Source organism: Acidovorax sp. (assembly GCF_022763525.1).
Taxonomy (GTDB): domain Bacteria; phylum Pseudomonadota; class Gammaproteobacteria; order Burkholderiales; family Burkholderiaceae_C; genus Acidovorax.
In genome coordinates, this window is record NZ_JALEGG010000053.1 from 1 (window position 1) to 26,019 (window position 26,019).

Annotated in this window: 24 protein-coding genes; 13 read left to right on the forward strand and 11 right to left on the reverse strand. The window is 67.5% G+C overall.

The features are described 5' to 3' along the window. The coding region (locus MRY84_RS03760) for a helix-turn-helix domain-containing protein (RefSeq protein ID WP_291504415.1) at positions 1 to 558 on the forward strand (558 nt) is incomplete at its 5' end. A gap of 10 nt (positions 559 to 568) precedes the next feature. Here the strand turns inward: MRY84_RS03760 and MRY84_RS03765 are convergent. Further along, on the reverse strand, positions 569 to 1,105 hold the full coding sequence (locus MRY84_RS03765; protein ID WP_291504416.1) for an NADH-quinone oxidoreductase subunit B: 537 nt from the start codon (positions 1,103 to 1,105) through the stop codon (positions 569 to 571). A gap of 759 nt (positions 1,106 to 1,864) precedes the next feature. Between MRY84_RS03765 and priA the strand changes: the two genes are divergently transcribed. The 3 genes from priA (at position 1,865) to MRY84_RS03780 (ending at position 5,478) form a co-directional block, all read left to right on the forward strand. Continuing rightward, positions 1,865 to 3,991 carry a primosomal protein N' gene (gene priA, locus MRY84_RS03770; RefSeq protein ID WP_291504417.1) on the forward strand — a complete coding sequence of 709 codons (2,127 nt, stop codon included), beginning with the start codon at positions 1,865 to 1,867 and terminating at the stop codon, positions 3,989 to 3,991. 243 nt (positions 3,992 to 4,234) lie between these two features. Beyond that, the gene (locus tag MRY84_RS03775) at positions 4,235 to 4,624 is read left to right on the forward strand and encodes a hypothetical protein (protein ID WP_291504418.1); all 390 of its coding nucleotides are present in this window, start codon (positions 4,235 to 4,237) and stop codon (positions 4,622 to 4,624) included. After that, entirely contained in the window at positions 4,624 to 5,478 is an 855-nt protein-coding gene (locus MRY84_RS03780; RefSeq protein ID WP_291504419.1) for a hypothetical protein, read from the forward strand. The genes MRY84_RS03775 and MRY84_RS03780 overlap by 1 nt, the downstream gene beginning before the upstream one ends. A 122-nt stretch (positions 5,479 to 5,600) precedes the next feature. Here MRY84_RS03780 and MRY84_RS03785 read toward each other — a convergent pair whose 3' ends face one another. Next, a complete protein-coding gene (locus MRY84_RS03785) occupies positions 5,601 to 6,554 on the reverse strand; it encodes an AEC family transporter (RefSeq protein WP_291504420.1) in 954 nt (317 codons plus the stop codon). Between the two features lie 116 nt (positions 6,555 to 6,670). After that, the gene (locus MRY84_RS03790) at positions 6,671 to 7,828 is read right to left on the reverse strand and encodes an ABC transporter substrate-binding protein (RefSeq protein WP_291504434.1); all 1,158 of its coding nucleotides are present in this window, start codon (positions 7,826 to 7,828) and stop codon (positions 6,671 to 6,673) included. A gap of 346 nt (positions 7,829 to 8,174) precedes the next feature. On the opposite strand from MRY84_RS03790, the gene MRY84_RS03795 reads away from it, so the two are divergent. The 3 genes from MRY84_RS03795 (at position 8,175) to MRY84_RS03805 (ending at position 12,595) form a co-directional block, all read left to right on the forward strand. Beyond that, the gene (locus MRY84_RS03795; protein WP_291504421.1) at positions 8,175 to 10,250 is read left to right on the forward strand and encodes a UvrD-helicase domain-containing protein; all 2,076 of its coding nucleotides are present in this window, start codon (positions 8,175 to 8,177) and stop codon (positions 10,248 to 10,250) included. A gap of 402 nt (positions 10,251 to 10,652) precedes the next feature. Further along, positions 10,653 to 11,828, forward strand: a complete 1,176-nt coding sequence (locus tag MRY84_RS03800; protein WP_291504435.1) for a phospholipase A — start codon at positions 10,653 to 10,655, stop codon at positions 11,826 to 11,828. Positions 11,829 to 12,208: 380 nt separating this feature from the next. Next, positions 12,209 to 12,595, forward strand: a complete 387-nt coding sequence (locus tag MRY84_RS03805; protein WP_142143024.1) for a hypothetical protein — start codon at positions 12,209 to 12,211, stop codon at positions 12,593 to 12,595. 29 nt (positions 12,596 to 12,624) lie between these two features. Here the strand turns inward: MRY84_RS03805 and MRY84_RS03810 are convergent, their stop codons facing one another. The 3 genes from MRY84_RS03810 to MRY84_RS03820 form a co-directional block, all read right to left on the reverse strand. Continuing rightward, positions 12,625 to 13,071 carry a hypothetical protein gene (locus MRY84_RS03810; RefSeq protein WP_291504422.1) on the reverse strand — a complete coding sequence of 149 codons (447 nt, stop codon included), beginning with the start codon at positions 13,069 to 13,071 and terminating at the stop codon, positions 12,625 to 12,627. Between the two features lie 79 nt (positions 13,072 to 13,150). After that, on the reverse strand, positions 13,151 to 15,493 hold the full coding sequence (locus tag MRY84_RS03815) for a cytochrome P450/oxidoreductase (protein WP_291504423.1): 2,343 nt from the start codon (positions 15,491 to 15,493) through the stop codon (positions 13,151 to 13,153). An 87-nt stretch (positions 15,494 to 15,580) separates the two neighbouring features. Then, the gene (locus MRY84_RS03820) at positions 15,581 to 16,393 is read right to left on the reverse strand and encodes an IclR family transcriptional regulator (RefSeq protein WP_291504424.1); all 813 of its coding nucleotides are present in this window, start codon (positions 16,391 to 16,393) and stop codon (positions 15,581 to 15,583) included. A 109-nt stretch (positions 16,394 to 16,502) separates the two neighbouring features. On the opposite strand from MRY84_RS03820, the gene MRY84_RS03825 reads away from it, so the two are divergent. Further along, positions 16,503 to 17,480: a tripartite tricarboxylate transporter substrate binding protein gene (locus tag MRY84_RS03825; protein WP_291504425.1), complete on the forward strand. Its 978-nt coding sequence runs from the start codon at positions 16,503 to 16,505 to the stop codon at positions 17,478 to 17,480. A gap of 67 nt (positions 17,481 to 17,547) precedes the next feature. Here the strand turns inward: MRY84_RS03825 and MRY84_RS03830 are convergent, their stop codons facing one another. Then, positions 17,548 to 18,033 (reverse strand): universal stress protein, encoded by a 486-nt coding sequence (locus MRY84_RS03830; protein ID WP_291504426.1) that lies wholly within the window; start codon positions 18,031 to 18,033, stop codon positions 17,548 to 17,550. 91 nt (positions 18,034 to 18,124) lie between these two features. Between MRY84_RS03830 and tgt the strand changes: the two genes are divergently transcribed. From tgt to MRY84_RS03845, 3 genes are read left to right on the forward strand one after another with little or no spacing between them, the layout of a single operon-like run. Beyond that, positions 18,125 to 19,297, forward strand: coding sequence for a tRNA guanosine(34) transglycosylase Tgt (tgt, locus tag MRY84_RS03835; RefSeq protein ID WP_291504427.1), 1,173 nt, complete (start codon positions 18,125 to 18,127; stop codon positions 19,295 to 19,297). Between the two features lie 56 nt (positions 19,298 to 19,353). Then, positions 19,354 to 19,890 (forward strand): hypothetical protein, encoded by a 537-nt coding sequence (locus tag MRY84_RS03840; protein ID WP_291504428.1) that lies wholly within the window; start codon positions 19,354 to 19,356, stop codon positions 19,888 to 19,890. A 37-nt stretch (positions 19,891 to 19,927) separates the two neighbouring features. Beyond that, positions 19,928 to 21,067 carry a GGDEF domain-containing protein gene (locus MRY84_RS03845; RefSeq protein WP_291504429.1) on the forward strand — a complete coding sequence of 380 codons (1,140 nt, stop codon included), beginning with the start codon at positions 19,928 to 19,930 and terminating at the stop codon, positions 21,065 to 21,067. A gap of 79 nt (positions 21,068 to 21,146) precedes the next feature. On the opposite strand, the gene MRY84_RS03850 is transcribed toward MRY84_RS03845, so the two are convergent. From MRY84_RS03850 to MRY84_RS03865, 4 genes are all read right to left on the reverse strand, one after another. Then, a complete protein-coding gene (locus tag MRY84_RS03850) occupies positions 21,147 to 22,199 on the reverse strand; it encodes a serine endopeptidase (RefSeq protein ID WP_291504430.1) in 1,053 nt (350 codons plus the stop codon). Between the two features lie 77 nt (positions 22,200 to 22,276). After that, a complete protein-coding gene (locus tag MRY84_RS03855) occupies positions 22,277 to 23,080 on the reverse strand; it encodes a DUF2145 domain-containing protein (RefSeq protein ID WP_291504436.1) in 804 nt (267 codons plus the stop codon). A 131-nt stretch (positions 23,081 to 23,211) separates the two neighbouring features. Continuing rightward, a complete protein-coding gene (locus MRY84_RS03860) occupies positions 23,212 to 23,673 on the reverse strand; it encodes a hypothetical protein (RefSeq protein WP_291504431.1) in 462 nt (153 codons plus the stop codon). A 106-nt stretch (positions 23,674 to 23,779) separates the two neighbouring features. Then, a complete protein-coding gene (locus MRY84_RS03865; RefSeq protein ID WP_291504432.1) occupies positions 23,780 to 24,277 on the reverse strand; it encodes a YiaA/YiaB family inner membrane protein in 498 nt (165 codons plus the stop codon). 230 nt (positions 24,278 to 24,507) lie between these two features. On the opposite strand from MRY84_RS03865, the gene MRY84_RS03870 reads away from it, so the two are divergent. Continuing rightward, positions 24,508 to 25,707 carry a saccharopine dehydrogenase NADP-binding domain-containing protein gene (locus tag MRY84_RS03870; protein WP_291504433.1) on the forward strand — a complete coding sequence of 400 codons (1,200 nt, stop codon included), beginning with the start codon at positions 24,508 to 24,510 and terminating at the stop codon, positions 25,705 to 25,707. 136 nt (positions 25,708 to 25,843) lie between these two features. Further along, the coding region (locus MRY84_RS03875; RefSeq protein WP_291504437.1) for an EamA family transporter at positions 25,844 to 26,019 on the forward strand (176 nt) is incomplete at its 3' end.

Here is a 26,019-nt window from a genome sequence, read left to right on the forward strand (position 1 = left end):
TCGTTCTGCCTGGCATTCCAGCCCGGTGCGCTGGGGCTGCTCACCGGGCTGGATCTGGCGCCCCTGACAGACCAGGTCACGGATGCGCATGCCTGGCTGCCCCAGGACTGGCACCCGTTCCTCCAGGCCGTCCACACGGCGCCCGACCATGGGGCGCGCGAGGCGCTGTGCGTGGACTTCCTCACCCCCCGCTGGGCTGCCGTGGCAGAGCGGCACGCCGCCTGGCTCCAGGTCCTGCGCCAGGCCTGGCAGCGGGGGGCGCGCCAGGCACTGGCCACCACCATGGACTGGACACCTCGGCACCTGCAGCGCCGCACGCGGCAACTGGCTGGCCTTCGGCCGGGCGAGATTGAACGCATGCTGCGGGCCGAACATGCCCTGCTGGACATGCGCGACGGCAATGCGGGCGCGCTCGAAGCCGCGCTGCGCCACGGCTACGCCGACCAGGCGCACTTCAGCCGCGAGGCGCGCATGCTTTTCGAACGCCCGCCTGTTGCGCTCAAGGCCCACACGCAGCGGCCGGACGACGACGCGGACTGGTTGCTGCGGCGCCGCTGAAGGGCGGCCACTACCTCTGGATCACCCGGGGCCGCTTGATCTTGGCCTGCAGTTGCAGGATGCCGTAGAGCAGCGCCTCGGCCGTGGGTGGGCAGCCCGGCACGTAGACGTCCACCGGCACGATCCGGTCACACCCCCGCACCACCGAGTAGCTGTAGTGGTAATAGCCGCCACCGTTGGCGCACGAGCCCATCGAGATCACGTAGCGCGGCTCGGGCATCTGGTCATAGACCTTGCGGATCGCGGGCGCCATCTTGTTGGTCAGGGTGCCCGCGACGATCATCAGGTCGCTGTGGCGCGGGCTCGACCGCGGGATGATGCCGAAGCGGTCCAGGTCATAGCGTGCCATGGCGGCGTGCATCATTTCCACGGCGCAGCACGCCAAGCCGAAGGTCATGAACCACAGGCTGTCGGTTCGCGCCGCCTGGACTACATCGTCCAGCCGGGCCAGCATGAATCCGTCGCGCTCCAGCGACGGGGTGGTCTCCTGAGGAACGAAGGGGACAGAGGGGCGAGAGGGATGAAAAGGATGAGGAGAGGAAGCCATGGCGGCATGTTGGCCCAAGCCTGCAGCCGTCGTCTTGAAGCAAAGCGACCTCGTGCACGCGGCGCCTGCGACAATGCCGGCCGCAGCGACGATGAAGCGGCCGGCGGTGCAGCCAACGCCCACTTATGCACAAAAATGGCGCAGCGCCCGCACCTGTTTCCCCCGGGCACGCGCCGCGAATGTGCGAACGAAAATATTCTCAACCATCGCGTAAGCCATTGATTTCAAAGGAAGTAGCGGCCTTGCTTTTTTGACGGGCAATCCACCGAAAGCACGGCATTTCAAGGGCTTGCAGGGCAAACGCAACGGATATCAACAAAGTTATCCACAGGAATTTTGGATTTCTTACAAATTCCCTGTCAAATCAAGCACTTGCGCACTAAATCGCAGAAAAGGTCGAGCATTTCCGCCATCATCTAGCACAAATTTGGGGCTTTCCAGGGGCTTGACACCCTCCCGTTGTTCGACTTATGCACACAAAACTTGATGCGGCGCAACATCCGCGAGCAGCCGGGCCCTAGCACAAAAACCGCAGCCAAAATTCCTCAGATAGTTGATTCATAAGGATTTTTTAGCACTGCCGAATTTCCGGGCATTTTGTTCCGGCCCAGCATCCATGCGGCTTCGCGAGGGGTTGCAAGGGGATGTCAACAAAGTTATCCACAGAAAGGCGGGATTACTCCAGCCCCGTGCCAAATCAACCACTTAGCCGCCAAACCTCCACACCGCCTGCACAAGCTGCCGTAACTTGCCCAATCCGTGTCTGCAACCCCATCCACCATCGTCCACATTGCGTTGCAAACCCCGTCGCATAGCGGGGTGGGCGACCTGCTGAGCTACGCCAGCGAACGGCCCCTGCCGCCGGGCACCCTGGTGCGGGTGCCGCTGGGCAAGCGCGAGGTGCTGGGCGTGGTGTGGGATGCCGACGCAGCCACCGGTGAGTTGCCCGACGGCGCGACGCTGCGCGGCGTCACGGGGGTTCTGGAGGGCGTGGCGCCGCTGGACGCTCACTGGCGACGGCTGGTGGCCTTTGCCGCGCGCTACTACCAGCGCGCCCTGGGCGAGGTCGCGCTGGCCGCGCTACCCCCGCAGCTTCGCGACCTGCGGCCGGAACAGCTGGCGCGTCGGCTGCGCCGCCCGGCCGGAAAGGACAGCACCACCGAAAATGCTATACAAACAATAGCACTCAGCGCAGAACAGGAAAGCGCCAGAGCCCGAATTTCTGCGGAGCCCGGCCCCTTTCTGCTGTATGGCAGCACTGGCAGCGGCAAGACCGAGGTCTACCTGCGCTGCGTGCAGGAAATACTGGAGGCCAACCCCGAGGCGCAGGCCCTGGTGATGGTGCCCGAGATCAACCTCACCCCCCAGCTGGAGGAACGCTTCACCGCCCGCTTTGCGCCGCGCTTTGGCAGCCAGGCCGTCGTCTCGCTCCATAGCGGCATGACCAACCCACAGCGCCTCAAGAGCTGGCTGGCCGCCCACAGCGGCAGCGCGCGCATCGTGCTGGGCACGCGCATGGCGGTGTTCGCCAGCCTGCCGGGCCTGAAACTCATCGTGGTCGACGAGGAGCACGACCCCAGCTACAAGCAGCAGGAGGGCGCGCGCTACTCTGCCCGCGACCTGGCCATCTGGCGCGGACGCGAGCAGGGCGCCAAGGTCATCCTGGGTTCAGCCACGCCGTCGCTGGAGAGCTGGCATGCCAGCCGCCCACCCACCCCCGAGGAGCCCGAAGGCGGGCGCTACGTGCGGCTGCACATGCCCAGCCGCATCGGCGCCGGCGCCCTGGCCCGCGTGCGCCGGGTGGACATGAACCAGCAGCCCCGCCGCACCGTGTTCAGCGCCCCCCTGCTGCAGGCCATCACCGAGCGCGTGGGGCGGGGCGAGCAAAGCATGGTGCTGCTCAACCGCCGGGGGTACGCCCCCGTGCTGCACTGCGTGGATTGCGGCTGGAAAAGCGACTGTCCCCACTGCAGCGCGCACCAGGTCTTCCACAAGACCGACCGCACGCTGCGCTGCCACCACTGCGGCTATACCGTGCGCGTGCCGCTGCACTGCCCCACCTGCGGCAGCCCCGACATCCACCCCATGGGCCGGGGCACCGAGCAGCTCGAAGAGCAACTGAGCGCCTTGCTGCGCAACGTGCAGCGCCCGGACGGCAACCCCGCCCGCATTGCCCGCATCGACGCCGACACCACCAAGGCCAAGGGCGCGCTGGAAGCCCAGTTGGCCCAGGTGCATTCGGGCGAGGTGGACGTGCTGGTGGGCACGCAGATGATCGCCAAGGGCCACGACTTCCGGCGCATCACGCTGGTGGCCGCCGTGCAACCCGACGGCGCGCTGTTCAGCAGCGACTTCCGGGCCTCCGAGCGGCTTTTTGCCCTGCTGATGCAGGCCGCCGGCCGCGCGGGGCGCGATGCCGCCTACGTGGCGGCGCAAGGCACTCGGGCCGAGATGTGGGTGCAGACCTACCACCCCCAGCACGCCGTGTACGAGGCGCTGCGCCAACATGACTACGAAGCGTTTGCCGCCCGGCAGTTGAAGGAGCGGGAAGATGCCGCGATGCCGCCCTTCTCGTACCAGGCCTTGGTGCGGGCCGACGCGCGGACGCAGGAAGTGGCCCAGGGGTTCTTGACGGCAGCCACCGCCGCGGCGCATGCCGCTGGACTGCCAGGGCTCGATGTGGTCACACTTTTCCCGCCCGTGCCGCTCACCATCCAGCGCGTGGCCGATGTCGAGCGCGCGCAGATGCTCATGGAGAGCAGCAGCCGGATCGCGCTGCAGCGCTTTCTGGCGGCATGGCAGCCGGTGCTGCAAGCCACGCGCAGCCAGCCCGAGCACAAGGGGCTGGTGCGCTGGCTGGTGGATGTGGATCCGTTGGTGATCTGACCACGCCACTGCCGTGCAGGAGCCTCCCTACACTTCAGCTTCGGCCGCCATGGCTCGCGCCGCTGCAAAAGCTGCTGTGCAGTATTGCCCCAAGCTACCGCCGGTGCCGCCCTGCGGGCTTGCGCCGAAGACGCCCGGCGTTTCACGCACACTCGGCGAAGCTATCCCCTTTTGCCAGGGCATGCGCAGCACGGCCTCCTGCGTGAACGCGCAGCGCGCCCGCACCTGACCCCTCAGCCATCCATGTACAAAGAACTGAACGAATTCCACCGGCTTGAGCCGCTGTGGGCCACCATGGCCTTCGCGGTCGCCACGCTCTGGGCCAACTGGATCTGGGGAACATGGTTCTCACAGGCCAAGGATCTCGAAATCGCCCTTCTGGCAATGGCCAGCCTGATCGGATGGCCCTTGAACGTGGTCCTTTTCAATCTGCTCCTCGGCTTTGTCCTGGCACGCAGCCAGGACCAGGTGCTGCTGCGCATGGGCACCGTGCTGGGCGCGATCGGCGGGGGCCTTGCGGTGTATGGCGTGCCCTCGGTGTGGAACCTGGTGATCTGCGCCATCGTCACCACCGCCATGGGGCTCCAGGCCCGGCGCGCCGCGCAGGACGACGCCGATCTGGAGGATCTGTAATGGCCGTCCGCGAGCCCGCGCCAAAAGGCTTGCTCGCCCGTTTTGGCAACCCGCTGTGGGAGCGCCTGCGCCTGGAAGACCTGAAGCCCAAGTGGATCGTGAAAGGCCAGCACCGGGGCTACGACTGGATGGCCATCGAGCTCACGCACCGCGCCACAGGGCTGGTGATGGGCTCTGAACGGTTGCCCGACACCACCACCGTCTTCGTGCTGCGGTTGCCGCGCAAATCCCGGGGCTGGCATTTGCCGGGTGACCGCATCACCCCCACGCAGCAGGTGTGCGTGGACGACGAATGCGTCTACGCGGCGGCGCTGGGCCGGCAGCCCCGCGTCCGCGACTGGCGGCGCTGGCTCGATATCGCGGCCGACGCGGCTGATGAAGTCGTGCGCAACGAACGCCCCCTGGCGGCAACGGGCGCGGTCGGCACAGCCAGCAGCGCGCACGCCGCGGGCAGCAACGCCGGCCACGACGAAGGCGACGAGCCCGTCTGGAACCCCCACGACGGCCGCTGGGTGCTGTTCTGGACGATGGTCGCGTTGGCACTGGGCGGTGGAATACTCCTGCTCCTGGCGATTGGCTACAACGACTGGCAGCGCCATGGCGCCATCGTCCAATGCGACGCGGCGACCCACCTGGGCACCGTGCTGCGGGGCTGGAAGATGTGGCTTTACCTCGGGCTTCTTGCCACGCCCTTGCTGGGCATCGGCCGGCTGCTGCACACCATGGCCACCCGCATGCACCGGCCCGGCTTCACCCTGCAGATCAACGTCGAAGGCACCGTGCTGTTGGTGGCCGCCTTCGCGCTGTCGCAAGCCCTGGGGGCGCTGCAGGCGTCCGCGCGCGGGGCGTGCTGAGCCGCCCGGGCTGCGCGCTGTGTACCCCATGCATTTTTAGCCGCTGGCGCCCTACCCACAAGCGCTATCAGCTATTAATTTCATAGCAACCCAGTCGCGCTAAATCTACATATTCGGCAGATTCAAGTCAGCAGCGCCACCGCCGCCGAAAAACTCAGAAACGCCAGCGCGGTGGACACCAGGATGATCCGCGCCACGCGCCCGTTGTTGGCGCCAAACCTTTCGGCCAGCAGCGAGACGTTGCTGGCGCTGGGCAGCGCCGCCACCAGCACCAGCACCGTGAGCGCAAACGGCGTGAGCGGCGCCCCCAGCGCCATGGCCGCCGTGCCCACAGCCCACACCAGAAGCGGATGCACCAGCAGCTTGGCCAGCGCCACCGGCACATACAGCCGCGCAGGCACCTGCTCGTGCTGGTTCATCTGCGAACGGGCCAGCACGGCGCCAATGGTGAACAGCGCCACGGGCGAGGCCGCATCGGCCAGCATGGCCACCGTTTTGTCCACCGGGCCGGGCAGCTTGAACTGCAGGGCCGACGCCAGCGCGCCCAGCGCGATCGCCCACGGCATGGGATTGGTGGCGATGCCCTTGAAGGCATTGCGCAAGGCCGCGCCGATGCCATGGGTGCCCGCCCCATCCAGTCGCGAGAGGGCGATGCACAGCGAACTGGTGACGACCATGTCCACCACGATGGTCACGATGGCGGGCCCTGCGCTCTGCGCCCCGAGCAGCGCCACCAGCAGGGGCACGCCCATGAAGCCGGTGTTGGGAAAGGCGGCCACCAGCGCGCCAAACGCCGCGTCGTTCCAGCCGACGCTGCCGCGCCGCGTGAGCGCCACGGTACCGCCCACCATGATCAGCGCACACAGCACGTACACGCCCGCCACGGCCGGGTCGAGCAATTGCCCGACGGGCGTCGTCGCGCCAAAACGGTACAGCATGCACGGCAGCGCAAAGTACAGCACGAAGGCATTGAGCCCCGGAATGGCCGGCTGGGGCAGCACGCCACGGCGCGCGGCGACGTAACCGCAGAGCACCAATGCAAAGAAGGGAAAGGTGACGAGGAGGATGGAGAGCACGGGGCTATTGTCCGTGCTCCACCGCTGGCCGCGCCCCGCGCGGCGAGCCATGGTCAGCGCAAAGTCAGGCGGGCGCCGTCGCCGATGGCGAGCATCCTCACGAACCGCCTATCGGATCACTGCTTGCGCTGGACGATCAGGTTGCGCTTGGCATCCTCGGGGTAGGCGAAGGTGATGGCGCCGTTCTTGACCATGCCGATCACCAGCATGTTGCGCGTGATCGCATCCTTGTCCTGCACGCTGAAAGGCTTGTCGTAGGTGGCGACCACGCCGTAGTAGGTCTTCATCTTCCCCTCCAGCGATTCCTTGATGGCGCGGCCCGTGAGGTTGCCGTCGCGGATGCCGAGGAAGGAGTACATCAGCAGATAGGTGGCATCGTAGGCATTGGCTGCCGCCATGGGCACGGCCACCTTGCCCTGGTACTTGCGGGTGTAGCTCGACAGGAACGCGGCCCGGCGCTCGTTGCTGGGCTCGGCGATGAAGGTCTGGACCATGAGCGCGCCCTCGGCGGCGTCCTTGGCGCCTTCGAGGAAGAAGGGGAACGACAGCGGCCAGGCGCCCACCTGGGGCACCTTCCAGCCCAGGGCCTTCTTGCCGTTGGCAATGGTCGCATTCTCCGGCCCCACCGTGTAGCTGTAGATCACATTGGCCCCGGCATTGCGGGCGGCCGTGAGTTCGGCGGTGAGATCCTTCACGCCCAGGTCGAAGCGGGCCACGTGCACGGGCTTGAGGTTCTTGGCCGCTAGCGCCGCCACCACGTCGTTGTAGCCGCCCTCGCCATAGCCCGTCTTGTCGGCAAAGATGGCCACCTTGTCCCAACCGCGCTTGAGGATGTCGTCCACCATGAAGGGCGCCTGCAGTGCATCGCGGGCCTGCACCCGGAAGATGTAGCTGTCGGCAGCGGGGTACTTGGCCGTCACGGCCGTGCCGGTCGAGCACGGCACGATGAGGGGACTCTTGGCGTCCTGGAACAGGTCGATGGCCTTGAGCGCCACGCCGGTGTTGCAAAAGCCGATGGTGGCGACCACTTTCTCATGGAGCAGTTCCTGCGACACCTTACGCCCCTGGTCGGGGTCGGCTGTGTCGTCCTTGACGACCAGCTCCAGCGGCCGGCCGAGGTAGCCACCCACAGCGTTGATTTCATCCACGGCCAGCTTGATACCGTTGAGCATGGGGATGCCAAAGTCCGCCGACGGACCGGTGAACGGCCCCACCACGCCAATGCGCACGGGCGTGCTGCTGCCGGTCTGGGCATGCGCGGCGGCAGGCGCCATCCAAACAGCGGCGGTCAACAGCAGGCCTGGGAGCATCACCCAGGGGCGCAACAAGCGGAAGGAGTGGAAAGGCAGCGGCATAAGAGAGGGGTCACGACACGACACGCCTGACGAGGCGCGCTCGGGCTGTTCAGTATCAATTTGTGACGGCGCCGTGGGCAAGCGGGGTTTCCCCAGGCGGGCGGGCGCAGAGGATCCCTGGGCGTGGGCGACGGCCGCGCCGGTATCATGGCGCCCTCTGGCGCAAGCCAGCCGGTGCGGGCCACCCACCGCCCGGCCCCTGCCGCTTCCGCGCCCCGCGCTCGCTCTCTCCTCTCTCTCCTGCTTCCTCCCCTCCCTCCACGCCATGTCTGCCGGTCTCAATCTTGCCCAGCTTCAAGCTGTCCACTACACCGACGGCGCCTGCCTGGTGCTCGCCGGCGCGGGCTCCGGCAAGACGCGGGTGATCACCATGAAGATCGCCCACATGATCGAAAAGGGCATGGAGCCCAAGCGCATTGCGGCCATCACCTTCACCAACAAGGCGGCCGCCGAAATGCGCGAGCGGGCCGGGCACCTCATCGGCAAACGCGCCAAGGACGTGCTGGTGTGCACCTTCCACGCGCTCGGCGTGCGCATGGTGCGCGAGGATGGGCACGTCCTGGGCCTCAAGCCCCAGTTCAGCATCCTGGATGCCGACGACGTGACGGGCATCCTGAAGGAAGCTTCGGGCGGCACCACCGACATGGCCACGGCACGCCAGTGGCAGTGGGTGATCAGCAAGTGGAAGAACATGGGTCTCACGTCGGCCGAGGCGCTGGCCCAGGCGGCAGACGACAACGAGCGCATCATCGCCACGCTGATGGCACGCTACGAAGAGCGGCTCACGGCCTATCAAAGCGTGGATTTCGATGACCTGATCGGCATGCCGCTGCGGCTACTGCGGGACTTTCCGGAAGTCCGCGCCAAGTGGCAGGCGGCGCTGTCGCATGTGCTGGTGGACGAATACCAGGACACCAACGCCACGCAGTACGAACTCCTGAAACTGCTGGTGGGCGAAAAAGGGCATTTCACGGCCGTGGGCGACGACGACCAGAGCATCTACGGCTGGCGAGGCGCCACGCTGGACAACCTGAAAAAGCTTCCGGTGGATTTTCCCCACCTCAAGGTCATCAAGCTGGAGCAGAACTATCGCTCCACCAGCGCCATCCTGCGCGCGGCCAACAACGTGATCGGGCCCAACCCCAAGCTGTTCCCCAAGACGCTGTTTTCCGAGCTGGGCGAGGGCGAGCCGGTGCGCGTGGTGGATGCCGACAACGAGGAGCACGAAGCCGAGCGCGCTGTGGCCCGCATCCAGAGCCTGCGCGCAGCCAGCAACCCGCCGCCGGACTGGAAGAGCTTTGCCATCCTGTACCGCGCCAACCACCAGGCCAAGCCGTTTGAAAAGGCGCTGCGCAAGGCCAACATTCCGTACAAGGTCTCGGGCGGCACAAGCTTTTTCGATCGCGCCGAAATCAAGGACCTGTGCGCCTGGTTCCGCCTGTGGATCAACAACGACGACGACCCGGCGTTTTTGCGCGCCATCACCACACCCAAGCGCGGCATCGGCCACACCACGCTCGCGGCCCTGGGTGCCTTTGCCACGCAGCACAAGCAAAGCATGTTCGGCGCGCTGTTCAACGGCATGCTGCCCGCCGCCATTCCGAAGCGCGCCATGGACGGCCTGCACGAGTTCGGCCGCTACATCAACTACCTGGAATACAGCGCGCGTCGCACTGTCGGCGCCGAAGACGCCCGCGCCTTTCTGAACGAATGGCTCAAGGAAATCGGCTACGAGCAGCACCTGTACGACAACGAGGACAGCGAGAAGGTGGCCGCCGCCCGCTGGAGCAATGTGATGGAGTTCTGCGACTGGATGGCCCAGCGCGCGGGCGGGCAGATCGACGACACCGCAGGCGCCGTGGTGGCCAAGGAGACCAAGAGCCTGCTGGAGGTCTCGCAGACCATTGCGCTGCTCTCCACCATCAGCGAGCGCGAGCAGGAGCAGGACATGGTCACGCTCTCGACCCTGCACGCCAGCAAGGGGCTGGAGTGGCCGCATGTGGTACTGGTCGGCGTGACCGAAGGCATGCTGCCCTTCAAGCTCGACGACGACGAAGGCCGCCAGCAGAAGGTGACCGACGACGTGCTGCAGCGCCTGCAGGAAGAGCGCCGCCTGATGTACGTGGGCATCACCCGCGCCCAGCGCACCCTGGCCGTGAGTTGGACCAAGCGGCGCAAGAAGGGCCGCGAGATGGTGGCCGCACAGCCCAGCCGCTTCATCGCCGAAATGGGCCTGGACAAGACCACCGCCCGCGAAGATCCGCGCGAGAAACTCAAGGCCCTGCGCGCGGAATTCGCGGCCCGGAAGGCACTGGCGGGGGCGGCCCCTCCGTCGCCCTGACCGGCGCCGGGTTTCGGCCAGCCGCCCCGCTTCGCTTTTGATAGCTATCAGCACTGATCCTACAAGCGCTAGAGCCAAAGCACCTCACAATCCGGCGCGCCTGGCGTGCAACGCCGGGCGCGCCGTGGCGGTGAAATGGTCACGCGCCATGCTTCGCGCCCTACCCGGCCAAGCGCTCGCGCAGCTTCCCGAAAAGATCGTCAACACGCTCGGAGCAGGTTCCCGACCCTGTTCCCGGACAATCAATGCATGGCACATCCATTTTTGCCGCCCGGACCGGCCGGGCGGTGCTGGCAGGTGCGGCAAGAAAGAATCGCGGACATGGAACGACCCCAACACAACCCTTTTGGTCCCAGCGGCAAAACCTCCGACGCCGCCTCGGCGGACGCCACCCGGTGGGCAATGCGCCGCACGGCAGCCCTGGTGCTGGCCGCTCTCGCGCCGGGCGCTGCAGCGTGGGCCCAGCAGGCCGCGGCCCCCGGCGGCGGCACTGCGCCTGGTGCCGCGCCGGTTGCCGAGCCGGGCTGGCGGCGCTGCGCGGCCTTGACGAACGACAACCAGGCCCGCCTGGCCTGCTTTGACCAACTGGCCGCAGAGCAGGCCTGGAAAGCGCCTGCCGCATCCGCCAGCGCCGCCGCGGAGAGCTCTGCCGTTCCGCCGCCGGTGGACACCACGCTGCCCGCCACCCGGATCATCGACGTGGCCCGCACCGAGGGCTGCCGCGACGCGCAGTACAGCGATCTCTCGCGCTTCTGGGAGCTGGAGTCGGGCAGCGACTGCGGCACCTTCAACTTTCGCGGCTACCGGCCCATCACCGTGTCGGTGGTGGCATCGAGCAACGTGAACCGCCAGCCCACGTCCGACGCGGTGGACCACTCGGCCGCCGAGTCCACGCCCTACCGCCGCACCGAGAACCGCATCCAGCTGTCGGTGCGCACCAAGCTCGCGCAGGGGCTGCTGACGCAGGGCCACCCCACGCTCAAGGATTCGGTGTGGTTCGGCTATTCGCAGCAGTCGTACTGGCAGCTGTTCACCCCGGAGATCTCTCGCCCCTTCCGGGCGACCGACCACGAGCCCGAGGTGATGTATGTCTACCCGACCACGGCCCAGCTGCCGTTGGGCTGGAAGTGGCGCTACAGCGGCATCGGCCTGGTTCACCAGTCCAACGGCCAGAGCAAGCCGCTGTCGCGCAGCTGGAACCGCGTGTACCTCATGACGGGCATGGAGCTGGACAACCGCTTCAGCGTGAACGCGCGCATCTGGAAGCGCATCCCCGAAGGCTCGGGCAGCGACGACAACCCCGGCATCAGCGACTACATCGGCCGCGGTGAGCTCTCGGCCTTCTGGAACATCAACAAGGACAACACGGTGGGGGCCACGCTGCGGCACTCACTGTCGAGCAGCGACCGCGGCTCGGTGCGTCTGGAATGGCTGCAGACAGTGGGCACCGGCCTTTTCGGCACCAAGAGCAACTTGCGCTTTCACACCCAGTTGTTCAGCGGCTATGGCGACAGCATGATCGACTACAACCGCAAGCGCACGGTGTTCAGCGTGGGGGTGAGCCTGGTGGACTTCTAGAAAACACCCCCTTGAGGCGCTGCGCGCCCCGGTGCTTCGGCCAGAGGCCTGCGCTCTCACATCGCTGCTCGATGTGGGCAGGGGGACGCAGCCCCCGCTGCGGGGCGGCCCTTGCTTGGCTGCCGCCGCGTCGGGCCCGCGCCAGTTTTATGCGCCGCGCCGCGCTCGAATCGTTGACCACCGCCATTGATATCGCGCAAATCGCGAACAACTCGTTACGACATCATCCTCAAGTTTTGCGCCACAGTGCCGGTGCGCCGCCACAATCTCACGCGCACTCCACTGCGCGTGGCGGGGAATAAGGCCGGTTTTCCTCCCGTTTTACATGCCATTGCCGTTCGGGTGCGCCCTCGAAAATGCCGACAGAGAGGAATACACCCATGGACATGCAATACCAGCTCAAGGCGGGCAGCTACTACCTGTATGACATGCGCGAGGCGCCCAGTGCGGTCACGGGTGAGCGCCGGTTCAAGCTCAAGACCGATACCGTGGCGATTGCGTTCGATGCGCACACGGGCGAGGTGCACCAGCACGGCAGCCCCACCCGCATCCAGTCCTGGGCCAACAACACGCGTCGACGCCTGCGCGCCGCGGGCGCCCAGGAAGCGGCCAATGACATCGTGGTGGTGTCCGGCCCCCTGCCGGTGGACGAACTCAACAAATGCCTGTGGGTGCGCGGGTATGTCCGCCGCATGTTTTCGCGGCTCGCCACGCTGCCGCATGGCAAGCTGCAGCGGCCTGCCGAGCCATTCCGCAAGGCGGCCTGATCACTGCCCAGGCGCTTGCGGGCAGCCGCCTACCCGCTGACGGCGCCAGAGAACAGGGCCAGCCCCAGGCCCAGTGCCCCCAGGATTCCCAACAGCACCACGGCACCGATCTTGTGCTGCAGGTGATCGGCCTTTTCAAAGCCTTGCCAGTCGCCCTGCAGGGCCAGGCGGTGGCGCTTGAACACCAGGTACACGCAGTAGACGTTGGCCGCAACGGCCAGCAGGGCCACACCCACCTTGGCATGCAAAAGAGCGCTGGTCGGCGCCCCCGCCAGCAGCAGGCCGCCGGTGGCGAGCACCAGGACAAAAGCGGGGATCTCGATGAACAGGTCCACGCGCCGGTGCAGCGCTGACAAGATGAGCTCCTTGTCACGGCCGTGGCCCAGCAGCGCCCGCTCAAACAGGGCTTCCGTCAGCACGCAGCCCAGCCACAAGCCGACAAAGGTGAGATGCAGGGGTAACAGCAGTGCGCGCATGCGATCCTCGGTGATTGCCCCGGAAGCGCGGCGCCATGGCCGCAACCCCGTCACGGCAGCGTTATAGCGCAGGGCGCCCTCACAGCGCCAGCACGATTCGCCCCCCTGCGGCCCGCGAGCAACAGGCCAGCATCCGCCGCTGCGTGGCCCGCTCGGTTTGCGTGAGCACCTTGTCGCGGTGGTCGATGTCGCCGTCGAGCACCGCCACCTCGCAGGTGCCGCAAAGGCCCTCGTTGCAGTCGCACGGCACGTCCACACCGGCGGCCTGCAGAGCCTGCAGCAGGGTGCGGTCGGGCGGCACCTGCACTTGCAGTTGCGAGTCGCGCAGCTCGGCCACGAAAGCATGTTCCCTGGCCGAGTCCAGCGCCGCGCCTTCGCCGCTGAAGTGCTCGAAGTGCAGCACGCCCTCGGGCCAAGCGGCACCCAGGGCTTCCAGCTCGTCGATCAGGCGATCGGGGCCGCAGGCGTACACGCGGTCTTGCGCACCGACCCCGGCCAGCACCGCCGGCAAATCCATGCGCCGGCCTTCGGCCTTGACGTACAGCTGCAGTTGCGCGCCATGGTCGCGCTCGGCGCGCTGCAGCAGCGCCATCTGGACGCGCGAGCGGCCCGCGTAGTGCAGGGTGTAGGGCTTGCCCAGGCGCCTCAGGCGGTCGGCCATCGCCAGCATGGGCGTGATGCCGATGCCCGCCGCAATCAGCACGTAGCGCTCGGCGCCTTCGTCCAGGCGAAAGAGGTTCTTGGGGCCGGCCAACTGCAGATGCTCGCCTACCTGCAGCGCGTCGCAGAAGTGGCGCGAGCCGCCACGGCCGCCGGCCTCGCGCTGCACCACCACCTGCAGGTGCTGGCGGTTGTCGGGGTCGCCACACAGCGAGTACTTGCGGCGAAAGCCCCCCGCCACCAGGTCCACATGTGCGCCGGCCGACCAGGCGGGCAGCGGGCTGCCGTCCGGGCTGGCGAACACCAGGCGCCACAGGCCGTCGCCCTCGGGCTCCTTGGCGTGCAGCACCACGGTGCGGGTGATGCTTTCCTTGGGCGGCGGGCCAATGGTGAAGGCGGCGGGCGCCGCCAGCGTGGCCGCGAGCCGCTCGGGGTTGCGCGCCGGATCCCATTCCACCCACAGGGTGGACGGGCCGCGGAACGAGGTGTTGGAGAGATAGTCGATCTGTTGCCCTTCCACCAGCCGCATGTGCGGCAGGCGGCGCACGAACTCCTCGATGAACACACGCATCTGCATGCGGCCGATGTTCTTTCCCATGCACTGGTGGGCACCGTAGCCAAAGGTGAGGTGCTCCACCGCGCTTTCGCGGTACACATCCACCTCGTCCGGGTTCTCGAAACGGCGCGGGTCGAAGTTGGCCGAGGCCTGCACCAGCAGCAGCTTGCCACCCTTGGGGATCGGCACGCCCCCCACCACCGCGTCGGCCGTGGCCACGCGGCGCCACGCGATGATGGAGCCGGCCACGCGCAGGCACTCTTCCACGGCGTTGGGGATGAGCGCCGGGTTGGCGCAGAGGTCCTCCCAGGCCTTGCGGTGCGACAGCAGCGTGAGGAAGGCATTGGCCGTGGCGTTGGAGGTGGTCTCGTGCGCGGCGGCCAGGATGGCCATCATCATCGAGCGCAGATACGACTCCGGCACCACATCGGGGCGGGCGATGTGCTGGCGAATGGTCTCGTACATCCAGCCTTCGCCGTCCGGCTGAGCACGCATGGTGTCCAGGATGCGCTGCGCGGTCTGCCAGAAGCGGCCCACGTTGTGCGCGATCTCCACCTGCTCCTCGGGCGTGGGCCGGCCCCAGGTGTTGAGCGTGTGGGCCACCGCGAACTGGCGCAGTTGCTCGGCCCCTTCGTCGGGCACCCCCAGGAACTTGAGCGCGATGGTCAGCGGGATCTCGTAGAACATCTCGCCCACCAGGTCGGCGCGACCCTGATCGACGAAGCGATCCATGGTCTGGCGCGCGAGCTGGCGCACCATAGGCTCCAGCGTGATCAGCCGCTCGGGCAAGAAGGCATCCATCAGCAGCCGCCGACGCGCCATGTGGTCGGGCTCGTCCTCGTTGACCATGGTGCGGTTCATCGCAAAGCCATAGCCCTGCAGGATCTGCAGCACCTCGGGCGAGGCGGGCGTGATCTTCTCCAGCGCCACCGAGGGCGAGAACAGCAGGTTGTCGCGGAACACGGCCTTCACATCGTCGTACCGCGTGACCACCCAATAGCCCAGCTGGGGGCTCCAAAACACCGGCTCCTCCTCGCGCGCCCAGCGCAGGTAGTCGCCCGGGGCCTGCATGTAGGCGGGCTCGAACGGGTTGAACGCTGCGGCGCGGGCGCTCACCGGGCAGCCCGAAGGCGCCCTGGCGGCGCCCCCCAGCGCGGAGTGGTCGATGGGGCAGCGCCCGGCGGGTGTGGCGGAGGAAAGGTTCATGTCTCGGTATCGTGAATTTTGCGCAATGCTATTACGCAATGCGTAAATTCACAAACACCGACCGAAACCTGCGCGGCTGGAGGGGGATCAATCCGCAGCCGGCGCGAACCCCATGGCGGCGCTGATGCCCTGCGCCTCCTGCACGACGCTGGGGCAGACTTTGCCGCCCGGCCGGGTATCGAATCCGTTGCTGGCCCCGAGCGCCGTGAGCACCGCCACCACATGGCCTCGGGCATCGTGAATCGGCGCCGCAATCGCGCTGATGCCCGCCAGCAGCGTGTCGCGCACGATGGCGCAGCCCTGTGCGCGGACCTGCTGGCAGAGCATGGCCACCGGATCCGGCCCGCCCATCAGCGAACGCTGCTCGGCGCTGGCAGCCGCAAACTCGGCCTCGGCCTGGGCGCGCAGTTCGGCATCTTCCGAAAACGCCAGAAACGCTTGGCCGCTGGCCGACCAGATCACGGGCAGCACCGAGCCGGGGCGGATGTTGACCGTGACGGGCAGGGAGGGCTCTTCCATGCGCATCACCGTGGGGCCCATGTTGCCCATCACGGCGATGAAGCAGGTGACCTGCAGCAACTCGCGCAGGCGCAGCAGCGCGGGCTCGCCAAGACGCACCGGATCGCACTGCCGCAGCGCGGCCAGGCCGATGCGCACGGCCTCGGGGCCCAGGTGGTAATGCTGGGTGGCGGGGTGCTGGGCCACCAGGCCCTCGCTGGCCAGGCTCGACAGGTAGCGGTGCACCTTGGCGGCGCTCTCAGCCGACTCGGCGGCAATGGCGGTGAGGCTGGCCGCGCCGCCCAGGCGCGCGAGGGCCTTCAGGATGGTCATGCCCGTCTCGGCGGACTGCACGCGCTGGCGGCGCTTGGCTTGGGGATCGGTGGGCAAAAGGTGGGGCATGGGATGGCACTCGCGGTGCTCAGGCAGGGTTACTACGGCCAAATGATTACGCATTGCGTAATATCATTGCAGGATAGTGAATTGTTTGATCTATTTTTCAGGAGACACCATGCTGAATCGACGTTATGCCACCGGGCTGCTGGCCGCATTGGCGCTGGCAGCCGGCCCCTCGGCGGTGCTGGCCCAGAGCTATCCAGCCAAGCCCATCCGCTGGGTGGTGCCCTACCCGGCTGGCGGCGGGTCGGATTTTCTCGCGCGCACCATCGGCCAGCAGCTTGCCACGCAAATCAGCCAGACGGTGACGGTGGACAACAAGCCCGGCGCCAACACCGCCATCGCTGCGGTGGATGTGGCCCGCTCGCCGGCCGACGGTTACACCATTCTCTCGGCCGACAACGGCACCATGGTGTTCAACTCGGCCCTGTACAGCAAGCTGACCTACAACCCCGACAAGGATCTGGTGCCCGTGACGCTCATGGGCCGCTTTCCCATGATCCTGGTGGTCGGACCCAATTCGGACATCCGTGACGCGAAGGACTTCGTGGCCAAGGCCAAGGCCGCGCCCGGCAAGCTCAGCTACGGCTCGGCCGGTGCGGGCAGCCCGCACCACCTCGCGATGGAACTGCTCAAGGTGAACAGCGGCCTGCACATGGTGCACATCCCCTACCGCGGCGCAGCCCCGGCGCTGACCGACCTGGCCGGCGGCCAGGTGAACGCGATGATGGTGGACCTGGCGGCAGGCGCGGGCTTCATCAAGGGCGGCAAAGTGCGTCCGCTGGCCGTGGCGCACCCCACTCGCCTGCCCCAGCTGCCCGATGTGCCCACGTTCGCCGAACTGGGCTTCAAGGGTGTGGAGGCTTCGGCGCAGGTGGGCGTGGTGGCCCCCGCCGGCACGCCGACCGATGTGGTGGCCGCACTGCAAAAGCAGGTGGCCGCAGCGATCAACCAGCCTGCCATCCGGCAAAAGCTGGTGGACTTCGGCATTGAGCCCGTGGGCAGCACGCCCCAGCAGTACAGCGACCTGATCCGCAGCGAAGTGCAACGCTGGCACAAGCTGATCCGCGAGCAGAAGATTTCGCTGGACTGAGCCCAGCAAGCTCGTCAACCCGCCCTGTGCAACCGCCCCCTCGGGGGCGGTTTGCTTTTGGGCACCATCAATCGCCGGCGACGTCCCCGTCCAGGGTGTCGTCGCCTTCCCCATTGGCGGGCTCTGCATGCTTGACGATCGTCACGGGCACGCGGCTGGCGCGCACCACCTCCTGCGACACCGACCCCATCAGCACGCTCGAGAGCGCGCCATGTCCTTGCGCGCCCATCACGGCCAGGTCGCAGCCCGAGCGCTCGATCATCTCCAGCAGCGTGTGCGCCGCATCGCCCACGCCCACGTCGGTTTCATAGGACACACCCGCGGCGTCCAGCAGCGCAGCGGCGGACGCCATCAGGTGCTGGCCCGCTTCCAGGCTGGCGGCGGCAATCAGTTCGGGGTCGCGCACGGTGACCATCTCGTACAACGTGGCGGGCTCCTGCACATGGCCCAGCACCACCGTAGCCTGCAGCCCCTGGCGCGCCAGGTTCAGCACGTGGTGCACGCCGTCCAGCGAGAGTTCCGAGCCGTCTACGGCGATCAGTATCTTGAGCATGGGGCCTCCTTGGATAGTTCAGGCCAGTGTAGCCACGGCCGGGGCGGTTGAGGGCGCATTTCCTTGAGCCAGGTCTGGGACAATGCCGCCCATGCTGCAGTTCGACATCCTCAAGACAGACCCCTCCAGCCACGCGCGCCGTGGAACCCTCACGCTCAACCATGGCGTGGTGCAAACCCCCATCTTCATGCCCGTGGGCACGTATGGCACCGTCAAGGGCGTGATGCCGCAAAGCCTGCACGACATGGGCGCACAGATCATCCTGGGGAACACCTTCCACCTGTGGATGCGGCCGGGCCTGGACGTGATGCAGAGCTTTGGGGGCCTGCACGCCTTTGAAAAGTGGGACAAGCCCATCCTCACCGACTCGGGCGGTTTCCAGGTCTGGAGCCTGGGCGCCATGCGCAAGATCACCGAGGAAGGCGTCACCTTTGCCAGCCCCGTCAACGGCGACAAGCTCTTCATGTCGCCCGAGGTGAGCATGCAGATTCAGACGATCCTGAACTCCGACATCGTCATGCAGCTCGACGAATGCACGCCGTACGAGACCAAGGGCCACAAGACCACCGAGGCCGAGGCGCGCAAGAGCATGGAGATGAGCCTGCGCTGGGCGCAGCGCTCCAAGGACGAGTTCGAGCGCCTGCAGAACCCCAACGCGCTCTTCGGCATCGTGCAGGGCGGCATGTACAAGAACCTGCGCCAGGAGTCGTTGGAAGCGCTGGTCGAACTGGACTTTCCCGGCTACGCCGTGGGCGGCGTGAGCGTGGGCGAACCCAAGGACGAGATGCTGGACATCATGGCCCACACGCCACACCGCCTGCCCGCCCACAAGCCGCGCTACCTGATGGGCGTGGGCACGCCCGAAGACCTGGTGGAGGGCGTGGCCCAGGGCGTGGACATGTTCGACTGCGTGATGCCCACGCGCAACGCGCGCAACGGCACGCTGTTCACCCGCTATGGCGACCTCAAGATCCGCAATGCCCGCCACAAGGCCGACCACCAGCCGCTGGATACCAGCTGCACGTGCTACGCCTGCGCGGGCCGCTCGGGCGTATCGTGGGACCAGGGCGGCCGCGAGGGTTTCTCGCGAGCCTACCTGCACCACCTGGACCGCTGCGGCGAAATGTTGGGCCCCATGCTGACCACGGTGCACAACCTGCACTACTACCTGAACCTGATGCGCGAAGTGCGCGAGGCGCTGGACGCGGGCACGTTCGGCCCCTTCCGTGCGCGATTCCGCGAAGAGCGGGCGCGGGGCGTTTGACCGGGCAGGGAACCGCGTCTCGATTGCTATTACATTGATAGCTTGTCGCGCTTGATTTGCAAGCGCCAGAGGCACAAATCATTCAAAACCTGCTGCACCAACTGCTGCGCTGGCCCGCCCGCCTGCTGACCGGCCTGGGCAGCGGCCTGCTGGCGCTGGTCATCCTGTTCGAAGAATGGGGCTGGGTGCCGCTGCAGCGGCTGCTGGCGCGCATCGGGCGCTGGCCCGGGCTGCGCTGGGTCGAGGGCTGGGTGCGCTCGCTGCCACCCTGGGGCGCCGTGTGCCTGTTCGCGCTGCCCACCGCCCTGCTGCTGCCCGTGAAGCTGCTGGCCCTGTGGGCCATGGGGCACGGCCACGTGGTGCTGGGCGTGACGGTGATCGCGCTGGCGAAGGTGGTGGGCACGGCCGTGGTGGCGCGGCTGTTCACGCTCACGCAGCCCGCGCTGATGCAGCTGCGCTGGTTCGCCTGGGCCACCGCGCACTGGATGCGCTTCAAGCACGCCGTGCTGGAGCGCGCCCGCGCCACCTGGGCCTGGCGCACAGCGCGCGTGCTGCGCCGCCGCTGGCTGCAGCGCTGGCGCCAGCGGCGTTGATCCCATCCCTTCGCCCCACCGAGCATTTCGACGCGCCATGGACCTGCAACTGGACCTGCCCACCGTTCTTCTTGTCTACAAGACGGCCCTGATTGCCGGCGCCCTGAGCATCTTCCACGTCAGCCGGCACGCCTGCCAGCCTCGGGGCATGCGGCCGATGGCCATTGCCTACGTGCTGCTGGCCGCTGGCGCCGAACTGGCGGGCCAGGGCGAGCATTCGGCGCTGCCGCCGTGGTTCTGGACGCACGCCAGCCTGCTGCTCGGCACGGTGGGGTACCCGCTGTTCTGGGCTGGCACACGGACGCTGAGCGGGCGCCGCCGGGTGGCGTGGGGCTGGCTGACCATGGTGCCGCTGGGCTGGCTGCTGTTGGGGCTGGCCACGCAGTTCCCGCTGAACAACCTGCTGCGTGCCGGTGCCTTCCACATCACCGCCACGGTGGCCGTGGCCGCGTCGGCCTGGGAAGTCTGGCGAGACCGCCACGTCGAGCCGCTGCCCTCCCGCGCGGTATTGGCCGCGTTGATGCTGACCAGCGCGGGGCTTTTTGCGCTGCGCCTGTTCTACATCGCCACCGAGACCGTGAGCTCCACGGGCTTCGCGGGAGCGTTCTACGTGCAGATGTTCTGCCACTTCGGCATCGCCCTCATGGTGTCGGAAATGTCCAGCGAACGCGCGGAAATGCGGCTTGAGCGCATGGCGCAGACCGATGCCCTGACGGGCGCCGGCAACCGCCGCTGGCTCATGTCGCAGCTTCCCGAACAGCTGCCGGCGGGCAGCGCCGTGCTCCAGCTTGACCTAGACCATTTCAAGCAGATCAACGACCGCTTCGGCCATGCCGCAGGCGACCGTGTGCTGGTGGCCTTCGCGGAGTGCCTGCGCGGCCAGCTGCGGACCACCGACCTGTGGGCCCGCATGGGCGGAGAAGAGTTCGCGGTATATCTGCCCGACACCACGCCGGCAGCCGCCCAGGCCATTGCCCAGCGCCTGTGCTCCGCAGCGGCGGGCATCCAGATGGAGGCCGAAGGCCATGGAGTTCCGGTGACGGTGAGCATCGGCCTGGCCTGCGTGGCCTCGCCGGGCACGGCCTGGTCCACCTGGCTGAGCCGCGCTGACGAGGCGCTGTACGAAGCCAAGCGCGCGGGCCGCAACCGCGTGGCCACCTACACACCTGCCGGTTGACCCGCTTTCCACGCCCGGGCCCTGGGGCGCCACCGCATGGCCACCTGCGCATGCATGGGTCCGGGGCTGCACCGCCCCTTCATTCCCGGGCCAGCTTCACCCCGGCACCGGCACCGCACGCATGGCAGAACCGGGCAAAGGCGCTCTTGCGGGTGGCGCACTGGCCGCAGCGGTCAAACAGCCCAATGCCACAGTGCGGGCAGAAGTCGATCTTGTCGTCCTTCAGGTCCACCGGCCGCTCGCAGCCGGGGCAGACGTTCTTGGCCAGGCGCGCCAGGGCGACGTCGTAGCTCAGCTCCTTGCGGCGCTCCTGGTCCGGCAGCGTTTCGGCCAGCTTCTGGCGTTCCAGGTAGCGGTTGAGCGCCAGGATGGCGTAGCGCCCCACCAGCGCCGTCACCGCAATGCCCACCACATAGCGCACGTAGCCACCGTAGCTGGGCAGGTACGGCACCAGCTCGACGAAGAAGGCAAACAGCGCAAAGAAGATGAAGCCCCACACGAACGGCCAGTAGGTGCCCTTGCGCTTCTTCACGAACAGCCAGCCCGCCACCGCCAGCAGCGGCAGCGTGAGGGCCAGCCGGTACAGGAACACGCGCAGCTCGACCTTGCGGCGCTCGGCGGCGAGCTTCTCGTAGCCGTCGGCCTCCATCTGGTTCAGGCGCGACTGGACGGCCGCGGCCGCCTGGCGTGCGTCCAGCGCGGCCTGCTGCTGCGCCTCCACCGTCTGCTGGGCGCGGCGCTCGGCCTGCTTGAGCAGGTCCAGCGCCTGGGTGCGCGCCAGCACCTCGGGGTCGTGCTCGGCGCGTTGCGTGACGCTGCGGGCCGCCAGCCAGTTGTTGAAGGTCTCGCGCTCGGCCTGGCTTTCGCTGCGGGCCTTGCTGCGCTGCAGTTGCGCCTGCTCCAGCGCGGTCTGCGCGTCCTGCTCGGCCTGGCGCGACTCCTTGACCTGGGCACGCAGCTGGTCGGCTGCGGCCTTGTCCAGGAAGTCATCCACCCGCAGCGGCGTTTCGACCTTGGGCAGATCGCCCACGATGGTTCCGCCCAAGCCGATCAGGAAGCTCGCGAACACGAGCGCCACAAGCCAGAGGCCCCGGCGAAACCATTTTTCGGACAGACGCAGTGACTTGCTCATGGCCCACCTCTCTTGTCGTTACTATTTATTTGATAGCTGCTGGCGCTTGCCGATCAAGCGCCAGCGGCCAATTTGACCTAGTTTCTTGACGTCAGCACCACGGGGGCGCCCGCAAGTTGCGCCCGCTGCAGCCAGGCCAGGACCGAATCCACCGTGACAGTCTCGATGCGGTCCGAGAACCGCTTTTCGTTCGGGTGGTCGTCAAACGCAATGTTGGCCGAGCCCACCCGCCCCCCCATGCGCGTGAGCGGCCCGAGCTTGAGCGTGGTGGGCTCGTAACCCTTGAACTGCAGCCAGGCCTGCGCCTGGTCGCGCGTGCGCACCGAGGCGGGCTCCATGGCCGCGGCCAGGGTTTCCAGCGCCCACTGGTTGGACTGCTGGTACTTGCGGCCCCACACGTAGCTCACCATGCTGTAGGGCGGGTGCTGCAGCGCCCGGGTACGGCCCGTGTCCTGCAGCACGGCCAGCAGGCGCTGCTGCACCTCGGGCGTGGGCACGGCGTACACGGCCTCGTACCGCCACAGGTCGTCCAGAAAGAACTCTCCCAGGCCTTGCCGGTAGAGGTGCCCCACGGCCGTGCCGCATTCGTTGAGCTTGTGCGCCACGCGCCATGGGCCCTCAGGCGTCTTGTAGGCCCAGCCGAAATGCGAATAGCGCAGCCCGTACTTGCCAAGGTCCTGCCCCGCGCGACCGAGCGCCACCACCCGGGTGCCTGACTTGGCATGTTCGGCATCCAGCGCAGCCGAGGTCTGCTCGGCCAGCTTCATGCCGCGCTCGATGACCTGGGGCGTGGGCTTCTTTGCCTCGCACGAGCGGCCGGCGTGGGCTGGAGCCGATGCCAACACTGCGGCGATCGCCAGCGTCGCAAACCCGCAGCACATCCAAGGGGTACGAACCCAGCGCGGGATGCCAAGCAAGGGCTGCCCCGCAGCGAGGGCATCGTCTCCCTCCCCGCGCGCAGCGCGAGAGAAGGGAGAAGCCGCGCAGCGGCTCAGAGGGATGTGCTTCATCATTACAGGCGCTCGTTGTGCAACAAGGCGCGGCCGATGGCGTTGGGCACGAAAGCAATCGCCTCGCCCGCCACCGACAGCACCACGCCCGTGCCGATCACGCTGCAGGTCACCACCGTGCCCACCGCGTAGGCCGATGCGCCCACGCCGCGGCCCGCGACCTCGACGCTCACCTGGGCGCCGTCCGAGGCGCGCTCCAGCAAGTACACCGTGCCCACCGCCGAGCCTTCGACGGCTTTCACGGTCAACACCGCGCCGCCGACGGACAGGGCCGCCGGCACCGTCGCCACGGCACCCGCGGCGGCCGAGGCCACCGACGCCGTGCCCACCACCGAAGCCACGGGCAGCAGCGACAGCGCGGCCGATGCCTCGCTCTGCGCCCGCGCGGGCGTGGTGGCCAGTGCGCACAGCAAGCCAGCGGCCAGGCTCCAGGCCGCAATCTTGGTCCATCTGTTTCTCTTCATGTTTCTCACTCCTCAACAAAGGCGCTGCAATCACACCGCAGCACCGAATCTTTTTTCAGGACAACCCCCGAGCATCCACCACCGCAGATCGGCGGACCTCCAAAGCTCAGTTCACGTGGTTACCAGACGTTGCGGAATGTTGCGCAGCGGTTTCGCGACGGCCTTGCAGGCGTGCTTCCAGCAGGTCGGCTTCGTGGCGGTCGCGCAGCATCTTGGCCAGCGTGAAGGCCGTGGTGATCAGGTAGAGCCAGCTCACGCCCAGGAAGGCCTTGTAAGTCACGTTGATCTCCATGCCCAGCAGGCCCCAGCCCGTCAGGCCCATGGCCACGGCGAATCCGCCCCACACCACCAGCTTCCACAGCGGCGTGTCGCCCCCGCCGCGGCGCGCGGCGCTTTCGTTGTCGCGCACGAACTTGGCCAGTACGAAGGCCGCCGAGAGGCAGAACACGTAGCCCATCACCATGAAAGCCTGCTCCAGCTGTTCGCCCGGCAGCCAGGCAAGGCCCACGCCGCACAGGAAGACGGCGATGCCGAAAGAAACCCACACCTGCAACTGCCAGGCACGGGTATCACGCTGCACGATGATGGGAGAGGGGTTGGACATACAGGTCGGTGGCCACCGGGGCCGTTGTTGAACACGGAGCGCATGGTGCCGCCGACCGGCCCGCGACCACATGGCCTGAATGCACCGGTGGCAGCCGTCCGGCTCCTCGGTATCTAAAAACGATACTTTTTGCCGCTGAAACGGAGCGCCTGGGTGACACACGGACACCGCCTTGTCTTTCACAATCGCAGCCTTGCCCCCCACCAGCCCCGCACGGAACCAGACAGCCCATGACCACCCACACCGCCACCAAACCCTTTGACCTCGTCGTCCACGGCGCCACCGGCTTCACGGGCCGGCTGGTGGTCGAATACCTGCTGCAGCGCTACCCCGCCGGCAGCGGCGTGCGCTGGGCCATGGGCGGGCGCAATCCCGACAAGCTGGCGGCCGTGCGCGACGAACTTGGCGCCCCGGCCGACACCCCGCTGGTGGTGACCGACACCGGCAACCCCGCCAGCCTGCAGGCGCTGATGGACGCCACGCGCCTGGTGCTGACCACCGTGGGCCCCTACCAGCTCTATGGCAACGAGCTGGTGGCCGCCTGCGCAAAGAACGGCGTGGACTATGTGGACCTGTGCGGCGAGCCCGCCTGGATGCGCCAGATGATCGACGCACACGAAGCCACGGCAAAAGCCAGCGGTGCGCGCATCGTGTTCTCGTGCGGCTTCGACTCCATTCCGTTCGACCTGGGCGTGTTCCTGCTCCAAAAGGAGTTCCGCCACCGCTTCGGCCACCCTGCCCCGCGCGTGCGCGGACGGGTGCGCAAGATGAAGGGGACCTTCTCGGGCGGCACGGCCGCCAGCCTGAAGGCCACCATGGCCGCAGCCGCCACCAACCCCGCCGTGCTGGACCTGCTCAAGAACCCGTTCTCCCTCACGCCCGGCTTCGAAGGCCCGCGCCAGCCCACGGGCCACAAGCCCATGGTGGACGATGCGCTGGGCGAAGGCGTCTGGGTGGCCCCCTTCGTGATGGCCGCCATCAACACGCGCAATGTCCACCGCTCCAACTTTTTGCTGCAGCACGCCTACGGCGCGGACTTTGTGTACGACGAGATGCTGGTCACCGGCCCGGGCGAAAAAGGCGAGGCGATCGCCAATGCCGTGGCGGGCGACAAGTCATTGGGCTCCGACAAGGGCCCCAAGCCCGGCGAAGGCCCCTCGCGCGAGGAACGCGAGGCAGGCTTCTACGACGTCCTCTTTCTGGGCACGGACGCTGACGGCCACACGCTGCGTGTGGGCGTGAAAGGCGACCGCGACCCCGGCTACGGTTCCACCTCCAAGATGATCACCGAGGCTGCGCTGTGCCTGCTGCAGGAAGCCACGGACACCCCCGGCGGCATCTGGACCACGGCACCTGCGATGGGCGACCAGTTGATTGCGCGGTTGCAGGCGAATGCGGGGCTGCGCTTTGCAGTGGAAGCGGAAGCCTGAAGCGCAAGCCCTGCAAGCGGGGGACGGGGGTGCGCTGGTTGTCCGTTTTTGATTGGTCCATGGCTGGATGGCGCCAGCGGCCGGAGGACAGGCGACCGACAATGCAAGGCCATTCCGCCGCGCAACCGTACCCGCCATGAACACGTCCCTTCGCCCCCGCGACCTCTGCCTCGCCCTGCTGGTCATCCTCGTCTGGGGGCTGAACTTCGCCGTCATCAAGGTGGGCGTGGCCGACATTCCGCCCATGCTGCTGGGCGCGCTGCGCTACCTGCTGGCAGCCTTTCCCGCACTGCTGTTCGTGCGGCCGCCCAA